We start from the raw sequence: 15,676 nt of genomic DNA, 5'->3' as shown, positions 1-15,676 counted from the left end.
AGCCCGCGAAGGGGGGTGCGGTACTCCTAGGTTCAGCGGCGGGCGCTGAACACCGCGAAGCTGGGGCTGCGCCGCAGCGGGCCCCAGAAACGCTCACCGCGACCGTCCTGCGGGACCACCTCGGGGTGCCTGCGGACCTCGGCCAGTCCCGCCCGCGCCAGCGCCGCGTCGAACACGCCGGGCTCCCAGAAGAACGAGCCGAACTCGAAGGGCGGTTCACCGGGGACGCGCACCAGGACCTGCTGCCGGGGGCCGGGCGGCCCGGTCCTGGTCACCTCGTAGCCGTAGCGGCCGTAGTCGGCGAGCAGGTCCCAGTCCGCGTCGGGGTTGGGCACCAGCACGACGAGGGTTCCGCCGGGGACGAGGTTGGCGCGCAGGCTGCCGACCATCCGGTCGAGCGCGGCCACGTCCTCGGCGTAGCCGAGCAACCAGATCGCGGTCACCACGTCGAAAGCGCCCAGCACCGGCAGCGAGGCCGCGTCGTGCCGGGCGTAGGAGATGCCCAGCGGGGCGCGCTCCTCGACGGCGCGGGCGTGGGCGACCATCTCCCGCGCGGAGTCCACGCCGAGGACGCGGGCCGCGCCGAGCTCCCGGAACAGGCGCGGGTAGAAGCCGGTGCCGCAGGCCACGTCCAGCACGGACCTGCCCGCCAGGTCGGGGAGCGCGGACAGCAGCGTCGCGCGCTCCGCCAACCCGGTCGGGATGTGCTTGGTGCGCTCGTACAGTTCACCGAGCGCGTCGTACTGCTCGTCCGATTCCGCCATGCCGCCAAACTAGGCCGCGCGCACCGGCGTGCGCTCGTGGACCAGCCGCACGGCCAGCGCCATGTTCGCCGCCGCGGCGGCGGGGGTGCGCCGCCCGTACCCGCAGGCGGCGGCCACTCCGGCGACCGGTCCGCCCAGTGCCCGCGCGGTCAGGTCGAGCGCGCGGCGGGTCTGCTCGGGGTGGTTCTCGGCGACCACGCCCGCGATGACCGCGATCCCCCGCCGCAGCCGCCTCAGCGCGCCGTAGAACGCCGGGTCGGTGGGTGGCGCGGCGTCGCCGTGGGTGACCGGCAGGTGCACCACCGGCATCGGGGTGCGGCGCTCCAGCGCCGCGTCGGCCAGTGCGTTGAGGAACTCCACGGCGGGTTCCAGGTCGGTGGGCGTGAAGACCGGGACGTGCCCCAGGTCGCCGTAGCACAGGTGCAGCACCCAGCGGACGTGCGGTGCGGCGGCGAGCACGCCGGTCACCTGCCGCACCAGCTCGGCGGTCAGCGGCGGCCACGCCTCGCGCGGAGTCCGGTGGTAGGAGATGAGCACCGCCGGTGTCTCCAGCTGCAGCTGGACCCGGTCGCCCCAGCGGGCGGCGAGCTGGGCGACCTCACCGGCCACCGCGGCCTGCACGGTGGGCAGGTGCCGCTGGGCCGCCTCCACCGAGCCGAACGCGAACAGCGCCAGGTCTAGCGCGTTGGGGATGCCCACCTGCACCCGCACCGGCTCCGGCGGGTCGAGCGCGGCCAGCGCCGCGAACGCGGCCTCGGCCTGCGCGGGCCGCCCCGGCGCCACGTCGCCGGGGCTGAGCAGGTGGCCTTCGCGCACGCGGTAGCGGGGCATGTCCTCGTAGTCGCGGCTCTCCCCGTCGTGGACCCGCTCCAGCGCGGGCACCGCGGCCAGGCCGTCGGTGAGCCAGTCGATGATCCAGCGGGGATCGCGCTCGTAGGGCAGCGCGGTCAGCGGGACGTCGCCGCGGTGGCGGAGGAACCAGCTCATCGCGGCGACGGGGTCGGCGCACAGCGGGGGCGGCAGCGAGCCGACCAGGTGCAGGGGTAGCGGGTGGTGCTCGGCGGCGGGGTGCATGGCGAGTCCTGACTGCGGGCGCGGAGCGGGTGGTCCGGTGGCGCCTGGGCCGGGCTGCGGCCGTCTTCGGCGCTGTGGGTGGGAGGGGCCACCGGCGGCTCGCAGGATCTCCGCGTGAGACCGCCCTTCGACCAAGAGCATTCTGCCGACGGCGGCGAGCGTCTGTCCACAGAGGATGGCGGCGCGCGGCGCGGTCCATGCGATCGTGTGACACCGGCCGGCTCGCGCGCTCGGTCGTGTCGGTGTCGCGTGGCAGGCTGTCCGGCATGACCGGGACGGATGTGAAGTCGGACCTGCACCGCTACCTGAACTCCGCGCGCGACGCGGTGCTGTGGAAGCTGGAGGGCTTGTCGGAGTACGACATCCGTCGCCCGCTGACGGCCACCGGCACCAACCTGCTCGGCCTGGTCAAGCACCTGGCCGGGTGCGAGATCGGGTACTTCGGCCGCTGCTTCGGCAGGCCCTTCCCGGAGGAGTTGCCGTGGCTGCGGGAGGACGCCGAGCCCAACGCCGACATGTGGGCCACGCCGGAGGAGTCGCGTGATGACGTGGTGGGGCTCTACCGCCGGGCGCGGGCGCACTCGGACGCGACGATCGAGGCGCTGGACCTGACTGCGCCCGGCCGGGTCCCGTGGTGGTCGGAGAAGGGCCGTGACGCGACGTTGCACCTGATCCTGGTGCACATGATCGCCGAGACGCACCGGCACGCGGGCCACGCCGACATCGTCCGGGAGCTGGTCGACGGGGCCGTGGGGATGCAGGCGGGCAACGACAACATGGCGCCGGGCGACGAGGCGTGGTGGAAGAGCTACCGGGACCGGTTGGAGCACGCGGCGAAGACGGCGGACGGCGGCTGACGCGCCGTTGCCGAGCCACTACCGTCGGTGGCGCCCTGCGGAACGCACAGTGCTGTGGTGATCGGGGGTCGTCTTCGATGGTGTCCGCGCGCGTTCTCCGACCGTCCCGGCTGGGCCGGGCCTCAGCGGCACTGCTGCTGGTGACCGCGCTCGCCGGGTGGCCCGCGGCGGCGACGGGCACCGCCCGCGTCGACAACCCCTACGCGGGGGCGCGGGTGTACGTGAACCCCGAGTGGTCCGCGCGGGCCGCGCGCGAACCCGGTGGTTCAGCCGTCGCGAACCTGCCGACGGGCGTGTGGCTGGACCGCATCGCCTCCATCGAGGGCTTCAGCGGCCGGATGGGCCTGCGCGACCACTTGGACGAGGCGCTGCGCCAAGAGGCCGACCTCGTGCAGCTGGTGTTGCACAACCTGCCGCAGCGGGACTGCGGCAGGTTGTCCACCAACGGCGAGTTGGACGTGCGGGAGCTGCCGCGGTACCGGCAGGAGTTCATCGACCCGATCGCCGAGATCCTGGCCGATCCGGCGTACGCGCGATTGCGGGTCGTCGTGGTGGTGGAGCACGACTCGCTGCCGTTCCTGGTCACCCACACCATCCCCGCCAACCTGGCCACCCCCGAGTGCGACCGGGTCAAGGAGACCGGTGTGTACGTGGAGGGCGTCGGCTACGCGCTGGCGAAGCTGGGCGCGATCCCCAACGTCTACAACTACCTCGACATCGCCCACCACGGGTGGCTCGGCTGGGCCTCCGACCGCCTGCCCGCGGCGGAGGTGTTCGCCGCCGCCGCCCGCGCCGCGGGCAGCACCCCGGCGAACGTGCACGGCTTCATCGCCAACACGGCGGACTACTCGGTGCTGCGCGAGGAGTACTTCAGCAGGGACGACGTGGTCGGCGGCCGACCGGTGCTGCAGAGCCGGTGGGTGGACTGGAACGACTTCGTCGACGAGCTCTCCTACGCCCGGCGGTTCCGGGCCGAGCTGGTCGAGGCGGGCTTCGACCCCGGCGTGGGTGTGCTGGTCGACACCTCGCGCAACGGGTGGGGTGGTCCGAACCGGCCGACCGGTCCCGGACCGAAGACCGGCGTGGACGACTACGTGGACGGCAGCAGGCTCGATCGCCGCGCCAGGATCTACAACTGGTGCAACCAGGTCGGTGCCGGGCTGGGCGAGCGGCCGGTCGCCGCGCCGGAGCCCGGCGTCGACGCCTACGTGTGGATGAAGCCGCCGGGCGTGTCCGACGGCGCCAGCATCCCGCTGCCCACCGGTGAGGACAACTTCAACCCGATGTGCGATCCGAGCTACACCGGCAGTCCGGACGCCACGCCGGACCCGACGGGCGCGCGGCCGGACGCGCCGCCCGCGGGAGCCTGGTTCTCCGCGCACTTCCAGGAGCTGCTGCGCAACGCGCACCCGCCGCTGTGACCTCCGAGTCCGCCGGTCACCAGCGCCTCGGCGCGTCGCCGGGCCCGCACCGCCCATGGGTGCGGGCCCGACTGCGGGAATCAGGCCGCGGGAATCAGGCCGCGGGAATCAGGCCGCGGGAATCAGGCCGCGGGAATCAGGCCGCGGGAATCAGGCGGTGACGCCGGAGGCGTGCGCGGACAGCCGCTGGACGACCTCGGCCAGCGCGGTGGCGACCTCGGCGTCGTCGGCCGGGTGGGTCTCGGCGAAGCGGACCACCGAGCCGGGGATGGACAGCTTGAGGTCCTCCAGCACCGTACCGCCCGCGATGCCCACGGCCTTGCGCGCCTCGTCCTGCGCCCACACGCCGCCGTACTGGCCGTACGCGGTGCCGACCACGGCCACCGGCTTGCCCGCGATGGCGCTCGCGCCGTAGGGCCGCGACAGCCAGTCGATGGCGTTCTTCAGCACCGCAGGCATGGTGCCGTTGTACTCGGGGGAGAACAGCAGCAGCGCGTCCACCTCGGCCGCCGCCGCGCGCAGCCGCGCCGCGGGCTCCGGCACGGATGCCTCGACGTCGATGTCCTCGTTGTAGAAGGGGATCGTTTCCAGCCCTTCGAACAGCTCGATCGTCACACCCTCGGGGGCGTGCTTGACGGCGGCCTCGGCGAGCTGGCGGTTGTGCGAGGCGGCGCGCAGGCTGCCGACGAGAGCGAGGATGCGTGCGGACATGGCGAACTCCGGATGTCGAGGTGGGCGTGAAAGCGGACCGTGGTCCGCTTAAGGTCTACCACATGAAGCGGACCGTGGTCCATTTAACCCGCGCGCGGCTACGCTCATTCCCATGGACATCGCCCTCACCCCGGTCGGCAGCACCCCGCCGTTGCGCGCCGACGCGGCCCGCAACCGGGCACGCCTGCTGGAGGCCGCCGCGCGCTTGGCCGAGGAGCACGGAGCGGCGAACCTGACGATGGACGCGGTCGCCGCGGCGGCCTGCGTCGGCAAGGGCACCGTCTTCCGGCGCTTCGGCGACCGCACCGGACTGCTGCAGGCCCTGCTCGACCACAGCGAGCAGCGACTGCAGGCGGAGTTCATGAACGGCCCCCCGCCGCTGGGTCCCGGAGCCCCTGCGGTGGACCGCCTGCACGCCTTCGGCCCCGCCGTCATCCGCCACGAGCACACCCACCGCGACCTCTACCTGGCGGCCGTCCCGGCCACGGGCCGCCGCTTCGAGGTCCCCGCCTACTCGCTGCGGCTGACGCACGTCGCGGTGCTGCTGCGCCAGGCGGGCGCGGGTGGCGACGTCCAGCCACGGGCGCTGGCGCTGATGGGCTACCTGGACAGCGCGCTGATCGACCACCTGCTCACCCGCCGCGGCATGTCCCCGGAACGCCTGGAGGCGGGCTGGCACGACCTCGTCTCCCGCCTCGCCTGAGCGGCCCCACGCCGCTACGGGTGTCCGATGGCAAATCGCCAACCAACTACACCCAGTTTTCGCCAACTCTTGCCGACCACGACTCGGTCGCGCTTCACTGGGCGCCGTCCGTCCGAAGTCGACCGGAGGTGCGCGTGTTCAGCAGGTTCGTCGTCGCGATCGGTGTGATCGCGGCATTCCTCGGCTCGGCCGCGCCCTCGGGGGCCGCCGCGCTGCCCGAGACCGACATGGAAGCGGTGCTCAAGGCCGCGCAGATCGACCCGCGACGGGCGGACTCGGCGATCACCCCCGGCAGCGGCGACAGCGTGCGACTGGTGGAGGAGGCGTTGAGCGCCAAGGGGCTGCTCGACGCCTCCTACGTGGACGGGCACTTCGGCACCAGGACCATCGACGCCTACGCCGCCTACCAGCGGTCGCTCGGCTACAGCGGACTCGACGCCTCCGGCCTGCCCGGCCCCTCGTCGCTGCAGCGGCTGGGCGAGCAGCGCTACACCGTCATCAACCCGGTCTCCGCGGGCAGCCGGGTCGGCTACCGGGGCGTGACCATGAACACCCGCACCAAGGCGATGCTGCTGGCCGCCGAAGGCCGGATGGGCAGGCAGCTGACCATCACCCAGGGCTCCTACAACACCGGCAACGCCGGTTCGGCGGGCACCCACGACGGCGGCGGGGTGCTGGACATCTCGGTGTCCGGGATGAGCACGTCGACCCGCACCTCAGTGGTCAGGGCGCTGCGCGAGGTCGGGTTCGCGGCCTGGCTGCGCACCCCGGAGCAGGGCAACTGGGCCTACCACATCCACGCCGTCGCACTGGCCGACCCGGACCAGTCCACCCAGGCGCAGCACCAGTCCGGCGACTACTACCTGGGCCTCAACGGCCTGGCGGGCCGGGGCGCGGACGACGGCCCCGCGGTCAACCCCAAGGTGACTTGGGAGGAGTACCAGCGCTAGGCGCCGCGGAGGTGGGGACGATCAGCCCGGTCTCGTAGGCCACCACCACGGCCTGGGCCCGGCTGGTCAGCCCCAGCTTCCCCATCATCCGCTTGACGTGCGTCTTGACCGTGGCCTCGCTGAGCACCAGGCGCTCGGCGATCTGCGCGTTGGTCAGGCCGTTACCCACCAGCCGCAGCACTTCGGTCTCCCGCGCGGTCAGCCCGGCCAGCTGCGGCTCGCCCACCGCCGTGGTGCGGTGGTGCTGGGCGTAGGTCTCGATCAACCGGTGGGTGATGCTCGGCGCGATCAGGATGTCGCCCGCCGCGATCGTGCGCACCGCGGAGATGATCCGGTCCGGCGGCGTGTCCTTGAGCAGGAAGCCCGCGGCCCCCTCGCCCAGCGCGGTGTAGACGTACTCCGGCAGGTCGAAGGTGGTCAGCACGACCACCTTCGGCGGGTCCTCGGCGGGCCCGGACAGGATCTGCCGGGTGGCCGCGATCCCGTCCATGACGGGCATCCGGATGTCCATCAGGATCACGTCCGGGCCGGTGCTGGCGGCCAGCGCCACGGCCTGCGCGCCGTCGGCGGCCTCGCCCACCACGTCGAACCCCGGCGCCGCCCGGAACAGGGCCACCAGGCCCGCTCGGATCAGCGCCTGGTCGTCGGCGACGAGCACGCGGATGGTCATCGTTCCTCGCTCATCGGCAGTCGGAGCACCACGGAGAACCCACCTCCCCGGCCGGGGCCCGCGGTGAGCACGCCGCCGTAGAGCTCGGCGCGCTCCTTCATGCCGCGGATGCCGTGCGAGGTCGTGGAGACCTGCTGCGCGGCGGGCTTGGCCCCGGTGTCGGTCACTTTCAGGGTCAGCGTGCTCTCACCGTAGTCGAGGTCGATCCGCGCGGTGGCCGGGCCCGCGTGCTTGAGGACGTTGGTCAGCGACTCCTGCGCCACCCGGTAGGCGCACAGGTCCGGACCCGGCGGCAGCGGGCGGGCCCGGCCGGTGACCACGGTCTCCACCGGCAGCCCCGCGCCGCGGGCGCGGGCGACCAGCTCGTCCAGCGCCGCCAGGCCCGGTTGCGGCTGGTACTCGTCGGACTGGTCGACCCGCAGCACGTCGAGCAGGCGGCGCATCTCGGTCAGCGCCTCGCGACTGGTGTCGCCGACGGTGGCCAGCGCCTGCCGGGCGGTGGCCAGATCGCTGTCGAGCACGTACTGCGCCAGCCCCGCCTGCAGCGAGATGACCGACATGTGGTGGGCGACGACGTCGTGCAGCTCCCTGGCGATGCGCACCCGCTCGTTGGCCACCGCCTGCACCGCCTCCTCGGCCAGCCGCTCGGAGCGCGCGCTCCACCGCTTGGTGCCCTCCCCCAGCGTCCACGCGCCCAGCACCACCAGGCCGGTCTGCGCCACCTCCGACCACACCACCGGCATCGACATCCGGAGGCAGGCCAGCCCCACCACGACCATCGTGCCCGCGAACACCAGCGCCGCCACCTCGCGGCTGCGCAGCATGGCCACGGTGAACATGCCGACCAGCAGGCCGATGCCCGAGTTGGGGAAGTCGCCGTAGCCCAGGAGGGTGTACAGGCCCAGCGCGGCCACGAGGATCGCCATCGTGGTCACCGGGGCGAGCTGGCGCAGCGCGATCGGCGCCGCGGTCAGGACGGCCAGCACGTAGGCGGGCCACTGCTGCGCCCCCGCCCCGAAGCTGGCCAGGGTGGCCAGGGTCAACCCGGTCAGCACCACCGCGAGCAGCAGGTCCAGCCGGATCGGTTTGAGGTTCGCCAACACGATGCCAAGGTAGTCGCGCGGCGCCACCCCGGTCGCCCGTCCGAAGAGGTATAGCCGACTACCCCCACGGGGGTAGCGCCCCCCGCTGTCCTCATCGGACTCGCCGCCACCCGGCCGAGGACCGACACGCCATGCGGAAGGCGGAGCCCGAGCGCGGCTGGTATGCGTAGAGCTCATGGACGTCTCGCTGGTCGGGTTGCGCGTCTTCCGGGAGGCGGCCGAGCACGGCACGCTCACCGCGGCGGCGACGGCGTTGGGCTGCACCCAGTCCGCAGTTTCGCGGCAGATCGCCGCACTGGAGCGGGCGACCGGCACGGCGCTGCTGGAGCGCCGCCGCGACGGCGTCCGGCTGACCCCGGCAGGCCACGTCGTGCTGCGCTGCGCGGTGGCCGCCCTGGACCAGGTCGACGCCGCGAGGCGGGAGCTGTCCGGGCTGCCCGCGCAAGCGGGCGCGGTGCGGCTGGGCTGGTGCACCAGCGCGGGCGCGTCCCTGGTGCCCGCGGCGCTGGCCGCGTTGCGGCGCACCCATCCCGGCATCACCGTCACCACCCGCGAGGGCGGCACGCCCGCCCTGGTGCGGGCGCTGCGGGCGGACGCGCTGGACCTGGTGCTGCTGGGCTCGGCACCGCCGTTCGGCCCACCGGACACCGGGTCGCCGCCGCTGGAGGTGCGGACGCTGGCCGAGCGGGGGCTGCGGCTCGCGGTGCCCGCGGCGCACCCGCTGGCCGGGGCCGACTCCGTCGACGTCGCCGACCTGCGCGGGCACCGGTGGGTGGCGGGCGCCTCGTCGGGCGAGGACGGACTGGTGGGCGTGTGGCCGGGTCTGGACGAGCGGCCCGAGATCGCGCACACCGCCCGCGACTGGCTGGCCAAGCTGCACCTGGTGGCCGCCGGGGGCGGGCTGACCGCGGTGCCCGCCTGGCTCACCGGGGCCGTGCCGCCGGGGGTGCGGGTGCTGGCGGTGCGGGGTGGCCCGCGGGAGCGGCGCAGGGTGGTGCTGGCGCGGCTGCCCGGCCCGCCGCCCGAGCCCGTCGCCCGTCTCGTCGACGCCCTGCACGCGGCGGCGCAGCAGCGGTAACCGCGCCCCGCGAGCGGATCGCCTCATCCTTCCGATATCTCGACCGGCGCGACAGCGATGGCTACCTTCGGCGCATGGATCATGGGACGGCGCTGCGGGAGCAGGTGCGGTCGACCCGCGTCACCCCGCTGATCGGCATCTTCGACATGCTGTCGGCGTCGGTGGCGGCGCGGCACTACGGGGGTCTGTTCGTCTCCGGCTTCGGCCTGGCCGCCTCGCACTACGGCCTGCCCGACATCGGTTTCATCGCCTGGCCGGACGTGGTCGGCTTCACCCAGCGGCTCAGGCTGGCCTTCCCCCACCACCACCTGCTGGTTGACATCGACGACGGCTACGTCGACCTCCCGGTGGCCCGCCACGTCACCCGCGGTCTGGAGCAGGTGGGCGCCTCCGGCGTGGTCCTGGAGGACCAGCAGCGCCCCCGCCGCTGCGGGCACGTGGCGGGCAAGCGGGTGCTGCCGCTGCCGGAGTACCTGGAGAAGCTGGAACTGGTGCTGGAGAGCAGGACCAGCCTGCTGGTGGTGGCCCGCACCGACGCCACCGACGAGGACGAGATGCTGCGCCGGGCCGCCGCCTTCGCGGCCACCGACGCGGACGCGGTGCTGGTCGACGGTGTGCCCACAGTGGACACGCTGCGCCGCGTCAAGCGGGTGATCGGCGACAAGCCCCTGGTGTTCAACCAGATCGCGGGCGGCAGGTCGCCCAGGCTCTCGCTCACCGAACTGGCCGCGCTCGGGGTGGGCGTGGCGATCTACAGCACGCCCTGCCTGTTCGCCGCGCAGGCCGCCATCGACGGCGCGCTGACCAGGCTCAAGGCCGAGGACGGGGTGCTGGAGGACGGCCCCGTGGGAGTGGCCGAGTCCGCCGCGCTGATGGAGCGCAACCTCCGTTGCGCGCCACCGGTCCGGGCCGAGGCACTGAGCCCGGCGAGGTGACCGCGCGCCGCCGCAGTCCAGTGTGGACGGTGGTGGCGCGGCGGTCACCCACTGGCCACACCCCGCTCACCCGCAGGACGCGACCAGGCTCGCCACCACCGCGAAGCAGACGATCACCAGGGCCACCACCAACCTGACCCGCTCACCAGGCCGGGCGCGCACGCCCTCATCCACCGATCGCGCCACCGACACCAACCCCCTCGGCGCGGCCCGCTCCCTCCCCCGGACCGCAGGCCCAGTGTGCGCCGTCACACCCGGCCGTGGTGGGGATTTTTCACCGGAACCGCTTCAGCGGGAGCTTTCCAACTCGACGATCCTCTCGCGCAGCGCGAATTCCACGTCGCGCAGTTCACGCGCGGGCGCGCCGAGCCCGGTCAGCGCCAACCGGTGCCGCTCAAGGCGTTCGCTGCGGCACTTGGGGAACGCCAGCTTCAACGCCGTGTCGATCATGGCGAGGTGGTAGCGCAGCAACTCTCCGGTGCGGCGGGGCAGCGGACCGGAACCGGCTGTGACGACCAGGTCCGCCACCCAGCCGCACAACCTGCCGTACTGGCCCGCGACCGCCCTGCCGACCCTGGCGACCTCGCACGGGACCTCCCCCGGCCGCGCGCACCCGAGGATCACCGCGTCCGCCTCGTCCTGCAGCGCCACGGCCTGCACGACGACCTCCAGCAAGGTTCCCAGCCGCACGAGTTCGGCCGTGACGGGGTCGAACCGGACGCTCGTCGAGGCGTTCCGGCCGCGCCTGCCGATGCACGGGCGGAGCCGCATCAGGCCAGGCTACCCGGATAACCCGCCGGTCTTCCGCGGAACCGATCAAGTCCGTAACGTCGCGGGCACGCCCACGCCGCCGGGCGACCTCCACCCAGGGAAGGAGAGTCGCGATGCCACAAGGACGTGGCGCGCTCGTCGTGCTCGCGGTGCTGGCCGGTCTGGTCGTCGCGCCGCCCGCGCACGCCGCGGCGGTGACGGTGTCCAACGGCACCCAGTTCACCGACACCACCGGGGCTGCGGTGCACGCCCACGGCGGCGGCATGATCAAGGTCGGCGACCACTACTACTGGTTCGGGGAGAACCGCAACGCGGACAACACCTTCCGCGCGGTCTCGGTCTACCGCTCCACCGACCTGCGCACGTGGGAGTTCCGCAACAACGTGCTCACCCAGTCCTCCGCCGCCGAGCTGAACGTGGCCAACATCGAACGCCCCAAGGTCGTCTACAACAGCTCCACCGGGCAGTTCGTGATGTGGATGCACAAGGAGAACGGCAGCGACTACGGCGAGGCCCGCGCGGCCGTGGCGACCTCCGCCACGGTCGACGGGAACTACACCTACCGGGGCAGCTTCCGCCCGCTGGGCCACATGTCCCGCGACATCACGCTGTTCCGCGACGACGACGGCACCGGCTACATGATCTCGGCGGCGCGGGAGAACGCCGACCTGCACGTCTACCGGCTCACCCCGGACTACCTCGGGGTGAACTCCCTGGTGCACACCCTGTGGCCGGGCTCGTACCGGGAGGCGCCCGCGATGTTCAAGCGCGGCGGCACCTACTTCCTGCTCACCTCCGGCGCCACCGGGTGGAACCCCAACCAGCAGAAGTACGCCACCGCCAGCAGCGTCGCCGGGTCGTGGACCTCACCGGTCGACGTCGGCGACTCGACCGCCTACGGCTCGCAGACCGCGCACGTGGTCCCGGTCCAGGGCTCGCAGACGACCTCGTACCTGTACCTGGGCGACCGGTGGGCCGGGGCGTGGGGCGGTCGCGTGAACGACTCGCAGTACGTGTGGCTGCCACTGCGGTTCCCCTCGGCGACCAGCCTGGCGATGAGCTGGACGCCGCAGGTCGGCATCGACACCGCCACCGGGGTGGTCACCGGCGTGGGCAGCGGCAGTGCGTACGAGACGTTCGTGGCGCGGCACAGCGGCAAGTGCGCCGACATCCCCAGTTCCTCCAGGGCCGACGGCACGGCGGTGAAGCAGTACGGCTGCAACGGCGGGGCGAACCAGCAGTGGCAGTTGCAGGACGCGGGCGGCGGCCACCACCGGATCATCGCCCGGCACAGCGGCAAGTGCCTCGACGTGGGCGACTCCTCCACCGCCGATGGCGCGGCCGTGGCACAGCGCACGTGCAACGGGGGCTCGAACCAGCAGTGGCAGTTGCAGGACACGGGCGGCGGCCACCACCGGATCACCGCTCGGCACAGCGGCAAGTGCCTCGACGTCACCAGCGGCTCCACCGCCGATGGCGCCGTGATCAAGCAGCACAGCTGCAACGGCGGCGGCAACCAGCAGTGGACCCGGCGGGCGGCGTGAGCCGCGCGGAGCCTGTCGGGCAGGCCGGGACGATCACCGCTCCGCCGCACCGAGCGGGACTCCACCCGACTCGCCACACACCCACCACAGTGCTTCATCAGTCACCGTCCGTCACGGCCGTGACGGGCACCGCCACGGCTGGGGCGGTGGTTGTCGGGGGTGGGGCCTAGCATCGCCGTCTGGGTCGGTGTCGGCGCGAGGCGCGGGAGGCGGTGAGTGGTCCTGGGCTCATCCGGTTCCCCCGCCCCCGACACGTCGGTGGCGGGGGTCGTCGAGGCCCGCTGGGGCGTGCGGCCCGCGCCCGCCATCGCCCGCTACGCCGAGCCGGGCTGGCAGTTCTCACCGCTGCCGATCGACAAGCCGTGCCCGCGCTGCGGCGGAGTGCTGCACGGGCTGTACCGGGCGCACCCCGGTCAGGTCCGCCAGCAGCTGCAGGCCGCGGTGGTGTGCCCGGCCTGCCCGGCTTCGTTCACGCTGCGCGAGCTGCAACTGGCGCAGCGGACCGTGCTGGGCGACCTGCGGCCCGAGGCGGTGGCCCGACGGCTGGCCGAGGAGGCCCAGCTCGCCGCGCTGGCCGCGGAGACCAGGGCGGAACCGGAAGCGGAACCGGAGGCAGGTCCCTCGCCGGACCAGCCGGTGCCGCAGCAGGCCGCACGCCCCCGCAAGCGCCCGACCAGGCGCAAGACCGCCGTGGCCGCCAGCCCGCCGCACTCCGCCCCGCCCGAGGACACCGCACTCCCGACCGCCACACCCCCGACCACCACTGCCGAGGTCGAGCAACCCCGGGTCGAAGCACCACCGGCACGAACCGGCAGGCGGATGACCACGACCGCGATGGCCGCGCGGATCAGGTCCATCCTGGGCGGCTCCGCACCGGTCCCCGCCGACCGCGCCGACCCCGCGCCCGCCCTGCCGCCGGGGCTGACCGCCGTCGAGCCGGGCGCGTCGTGGTGGTGCAAGACCACCGACCCCACCCTCAAGCCGCCCCCCGTCGCCCCCGGCGCCGACCTGCGCGTGGTGCTGCCCGACCAGCCGGAGTTCGACGCGCTGCGCGCCCTGCTCGACGAGGCGGGCGTGCCGTTCCGCGCCGTCCGGCACTGGCTGGAGCAGGAGGTGATCTCCTCACTGGCCCCGGACGGCTCCGCCGCCCCGCTGCGCGCCGAGGCGTGGCTGTCCGAGGCGGGCGGCATCGTCCCGGAGTCCTGCGAGCCCGCCGAGGGCGAGCGGGCGTGGGCCGCCCGGCTGGCCTTCCAGGTGCTGTGGGACCTGCACGAGGCGGCCGACCCGGCATCGGTCCCCGCACCCGTGCCGGTCGCCGACCTGGTGCCCGCGCGGTGGCTGCCGTTCCTGCCCTTCCCGGTGCTCAACCCCGCCCAGACCCAGGCCGCCCCGCACATCGTCGACGGCGACGAGCACCTGCTGATCACCGCGCCCACCGGCGCGGGCAAGACCGCGATCGGGATGCTGGCGGTGCTCAAGTCCATCCTCGACGAGGGCCGCAAGGCCGCCTGGCTGGTGCCGCAGCGGTCGCTGACCGACGAACTGGACCGCGAGCTGGAGACCTGGCGGGACCGGGGCCTGCGGGTGGAGCGGCTCTCCGGCGAGCACACCGTGGACGTGGCCGCGGTGCGCGCCGCCGACCTGTGGGTGGCCACCACCGAGAAGTTCGAGGCCATCTGCCGCGCGGGCTCCCTCCAGGCCGCGCTCGGCGAAGTCGGCTGCCTGGTGGTCGACGAGATCCACCTGCTGGGCAGCCCCGGCCGCGGCGCGCTGCTGGAGGCGCTGCTGGCCCGCGTCCGCGGCGCCGACTCCCCCGTGCGCATCGTCGGCCTGTCCGCCACGGTCACCAACGCCGCCGAGGTCGCCGAGTGGCTCCAGGCCGAGCTGGTCAGCACCACCTGGCGGCCGTCGCGGGTGACCTGGCAGCTGCCCACCGTCCCGGCCGCCTCCGGCTACGCCTCCAACTCGCGGCTGCGCGAGCAGGTGGTGGTCGACCTGACCCGCAGGCACACCGCCGAGAAGGGCAGCGTGCTGGTCTTCTGCGGCTCCAAGCGCAACGTCCGCTCCACCGCCATGGCCATCGCCGCCGACCGCGGCGCGGCGGTGCACACCGTGGCCGCCGACGACGTGGACGGGCTCACCCGCGTGTGCGCCGAAGTCGGCGTGCGGCTGCACTACTCCGACTACGAGCACAAGCACGCGGCCGAGCGCGCCTTCCGCGACCGCACCGCCGACGTGCTGGTGGCCACCTCGACCGTCGCCGCGGGCGTCAACCTGCCCGCGCGGGCGGTGGTCATCCGCGACACCACCGTCGGCGGCGAGACCATGGACACCTCGATGGTGCTGCAGATGTTCGGCCGCGCCGGGCGCATCGGCGCCGGGGAGACCGAGGGGTGGTCCTACCTCGTGGTGGACGAGACCCAGCGCGCCGCATGGCAGGCCCGGTTGGTGGCCGGGTACTCGGTGTACTCGCGCATCCGGGAGAGCCTGGCCGACCACGTGCTGGCCGAGGTGCTGCAGGGCCGCATCGGCACGCTGTCCGACGCCACCGCGTGGTGGCGGGAGACCCTGGCGCACGCCCAGGGCGACGACGACGAGGAACCCGTGGCCGAGGCGGTGTCCTTCCTGGTCGAGGACGGTTACCTCACCGCCGTCCCGCGCGGTGACGACCTCGTGCTGGCCACCACCGAGCTGGGGCGGCTCACCGCCCGGATGATGGTGTCCACGCACACCGGCCACCGGCTGCGCGAGGCGCTGGGCCTGCTCCCGCTGCCGCCGGACGCCGACGCCGCCGAGGAGGCGCTGGCCCTGGTGCTGTCGGTGGCGGTCCCCGAGCTGGCGGGCATCGCGGTGCCGGAGCCGGTGCGCCCGGCGGTCGCCACCGCGATCAAGTCCGGTGGCCGGACCTCGCGGATCACCGACACCACCTCGGTCAAGGGCCTCGGCTCGTCCACCACCACCTCCCCCGGCGACCTGGCCTGGGCGGGACTGCTGCTGGCCGCCCGCTCGCCGCACCTGTTCGCCGACTCCCGCACCGGCAGGAGGGTGGCCGCGGGCATCCCGCTGACCACCCTCTACCCGGTGTTCGACCAGGC

Annotated in this window: 14 protein-coding genes; 8 read left to right on the top strand and 6 right to left on the bottom strand. The window is 73.8% G+C overall.

What is annotated here, in order from left to right:
- Positions 1-32: 32 nt before the first annotated feature.
- Complete coding sequence (locus IEZ00_RS32420) at positions 33-764, bottom strand: class I SAM-dependent methyltransferase (RefSeq protein WP_189227190.1); 732 nt, start codon at positions 762-764, stop codon at positions 33-35.
- A 9-nt stretch (positions 765-773) separates the two neighbouring features.
- Complete coding sequence (locus IEZ00_RS32415) at positions 774-1,838, bottom strand: hypothetical protein (protein WP_189227189.1); 1,065 nt, start codon at positions 1,836-1,838, stop codon at positions 774-776.
- A gap of 266 nt (positions 1,839-2,104) precedes the next feature.
- Here IEZ00_RS32415 and IEZ00_RS32410 point away from each other — a divergent pair, with 266 nt between their 5' ends.
- The gene (locus tag IEZ00_RS32410) at positions 2,105-2,695 is read left to right on the top strand and encodes a DinB family protein (protein WP_189227188.1); all 591 of its coding nucleotides are present in this window, start codon (positions 2,105-2,107) and stop codon (positions 2,693-2,695) included.
- A gap of 80 nt (positions 2,696-2,775) precedes the next feature.
- On the top strand, positions 2,776-4,116 hold the full coding sequence (locus IEZ00_RS32405) for a glycoside hydrolase family 6 protein (protein ID WP_276530116.1): 1,341 nt from the start codon (positions 2,776-2,778) through the stop codon (positions 4,114-4,116).
- A gap of 150 nt (positions 4,117-4,266) precedes the next feature.
- Here the strand turns inward: IEZ00_RS32405 and IEZ00_RS32400 are convergent, their stop codons facing one another.
- The gene (locus IEZ00_RS32400; RefSeq protein ID WP_189227186.1) at positions 4,267-4,827 is read right to left on the bottom strand and encodes an NAD(P)H-dependent oxidoreductase; all 561 of its coding nucleotides are present in this window, start codon (positions 4,825-4,827) and stop codon (positions 4,267-4,269) included.
- A gap of 112 nt (positions 4,828-4,939) precedes the next feature.
- Between IEZ00_RS32400 and IEZ00_RS32395 the strand changes: the two genes are divergently transcribed.
- The gene (locus tag IEZ00_RS32395) at positions 4,940-5,530 is read left to right on the top strand and encodes a TetR/AcrR family transcriptional regulator (protein ID WP_189227185.1); all 591 of its coding nucleotides are present in this window, start codon (positions 4,940-4,942) and stop codon (positions 5,528-5,530) included.
- A 134-nt stretch (positions 5,531-5,664) separates the two neighbouring features.
- Positions 5,665-6,480, top strand: a complete 816-nt coding sequence (locus tag IEZ00_RS32390) for a peptidoglycan-binding domain-containing protein (protein WP_189227184.1) — start codon at positions 5,665-5,667, stop codon at positions 6,478-6,480.
- Here IEZ00_RS32390 and IEZ00_RS32385 read toward each other — a convergent pair.
- Together IEZ00_RS32385 and IEZ00_RS32380 are read right to left on the bottom strand one after the other, a co-directional pair.
- Positions 6,443-7,150, bottom strand: coding sequence for a response regulator (locus tag IEZ00_RS32385; protein WP_189227183.1), 708 nt, complete (start codon positions 7,148-7,150; stop codon positions 6,443-6,445). The genes IEZ00_RS32390 and IEZ00_RS32385 overlap by 38 nt on opposite strands.
- Positions 7,147-8,253 (bottom strand): sensor histidine kinase, encoded by a 1,107-nt coding sequence (locus IEZ00_RS32380; RefSeq protein ID WP_229796319.1) that lies wholly within the window; start codon positions 8,251-8,253, stop codon positions 7,147-7,149. The genes IEZ00_RS32385 and IEZ00_RS32380 overlap by 4 nt, the downstream gene beginning before the upstream one ends.
- A gap of 175 nt (positions 8,254-8,428) precedes the next feature.
- Between IEZ00_RS32380 and IEZ00_RS32375 the strand changes: the two genes are divergently transcribed.
- Both IEZ00_RS32375 and IEZ00_RS32370 read left to right on the top strand, forming a co-directional pair.
- Complete coding sequence (locus IEZ00_RS32375) at positions 8,429-9,331, top strand: LysR family transcriptional regulator (RefSeq protein WP_189227181.1); 903 nt, start codon at positions 8,429-8,431, stop codon at positions 9,329-9,331.
- Positions 9,332-9,405: 74 nt separating this feature from the next.
- A complete protein-coding gene (locus tag IEZ00_RS32370) occupies positions 9,406-10,266 on the top strand; it encodes an isocitrate lyase/PEP mutase family protein (RefSeq protein ID WP_189227180.1) in 861 nt (286 codons plus the stop codon).
- 288 nt (positions 10,267-10,554) lie between these two features.
- Here the strand turns inward: IEZ00_RS32370 and IEZ00_RS32365 are convergent, their stop codons facing one another.
- Complete coding sequence (locus tag IEZ00_RS32365) at positions 10,555-11,037, bottom strand: hypothetical protein (protein ID WP_189227179.1); 483 nt, start codon at positions 11,035-11,037, stop codon at positions 10,555-10,557.
- Positions 11,038-11,150: 113 nt separating this feature from the next.
- Here IEZ00_RS32365 and IEZ00_RS32360 point away from each other — a divergent pair, with 113 nt between their 5' ends.
- Both IEZ00_RS32360 and IEZ00_RS32355 read left to right on the top strand, forming a co-directional pair.
- Entirely contained in the window at positions 11,151-12,581 is a 1,431-nt protein-coding gene (locus IEZ00_RS32360) for an RICIN domain-containing protein (RefSeq protein ID WP_189227178.1), read from the top strand.
- Between the two features lie 216 nt (positions 12,582-12,797).
- On the top strand, positions 12,798-15,676 hold a 2,879-nt coding region (locus tag IEZ00_RS32355), incomplete at its 3' end, for a DEAD/DEAH box helicase (RefSeq protein ID WP_229796318.1).

Source organism: Saccharothrix coeruleofusca (assembly GCF_014648515.1).
Classification (GTDB): Bacteria; Actinomycetota; Actinomycetes; order Mycobacteriales; family Pseudonocardiaceae; genus Actinosynnema; species Actinosynnema coeruleofuscum.
This window is presented reverse-complemented; position numbering and strand designations above follow the sequence as displayed.

Coding starts and splice junctions, on each gene's coding strand:
- IEZ00_RS32420 (WP_189227190.1), bottom strand. CDS start 764: ATGGCGGAATCGGACGAGCAGTACGACGCGCTCGGTGAACTGTACGAG.
- IEZ00_RS32415 (WP_189227189.1), bottom strand. CDS start 1,838: ATGCACCCCGCCGCCGAGCACCACCCGCTACCCCTGCACCTGGTCGGC.
- IEZ00_RS32410 (WP_189227188.1), top strand. CDS start 2,105: ATGACCGGGACGGATGTGAAGTCGGACCTGCACCGCTACCTGAACTCC.
- IEZ00_RS32400 (WP_189227186.1), bottom strand. CDS start 4,827: ATGTCCGCACGCATCCTCGCTCTCGTCGGCAGCCTGCGCGCCGCCTCG.
- IEZ00_RS32395 (WP_189227185.1), top strand. CDS start 4,940: ATGGACATCGCCCTCACCCCGGTCGGCAGCACCCCGCCGTTGCGCGCC.
- IEZ00_RS32385 (WP_189227183.1), bottom strand. CDS start 7,150: ATGACCATCCGCGTGCTCGTCGCCGACGACCAGGCGCTGATCCGAGCG.
- IEZ00_RS32375 (WP_189227181.1), top strand. CDS start 8,429: ATGGACGTCTCGCTGGTCGGGTTGCGCGTCTTCCGGGAGGCGGCCGAG.
- IEZ00_RS32370 (WP_189227180.1), top strand. CDS start 9,406: ATGGATCATGGGACGGCGCTGCGGGAGCAGGTGCGGTCGACCCGCGTC.
- IEZ00_RS32365 (WP_189227179.1), bottom strand. CDS start 11,037: ATGCGGCTCCGCCCGTGCATCGGCAGGCGCGGCCGGAACGCCTCGACG.
- IEZ00_RS32360 (WP_189227178.1), top strand. CDS start 11,151: ATGCCACAAGGACGTGGCGCGCTCGTCGTGCTCGCGGTGCTGGCCGGT.